1 protein-coding gene is annotated in these 371 nt (G+C 35.8%); it reads left to right on the top strand.

The window, feature by feature from the left end; genetic code table 11:
- Positions 1-217: 217 nt before the first annotated feature.
- The coding region (locus tag C0Z22_RS16385) for an HRDC domain-containing protein (protein WP_368667185.1) at positions 218-371 on the top strand (154 nt) is incomplete at its 3' end.

The following is a 371-nucleotide window of genomic DNA, read 5'->3' on the forward strand; positions in this document are numbered from 1 at the left end:
TAAGCAAACTAGACAACTTCAAAAAAAACGATACTGGCTTTAGCGTTTATTACACTTTAGAGGTCGACGATGAAGTATCCGACCATAATATTTACATAGGGTCTATAGGATCAAATAACGAAAAGTTTTTAATAATAAAAAGTTTTACTACTAGTTCCGATTAAGACTCTTGTCAAAAAGATAGAAAGAACATCCTTCAATGTAACTTGATAAAACAATGTATGAGAATTTAAAAGTTCTACGCTCTAAACTTGCCAAACAGAAACGCACACAGGCCTTTAAGATTTTTCCAGACAAGACTCTTATGGAGATGGCCGCCCAACGCCCACAAACTCTCGATGATCTCGAAAGTATCTATGGGGTTGGACCTA

The organism is Halobacteriovorax sp. DA5, from assembly GCF_002903145.1.
Taxonomy (GTDB): domain Bacteria; phylum Bdellovibrionota; class Bacteriovoracia; order Bacteriovoracales; family Bacteriovoracaceae; genus Halobacteriovorax_A.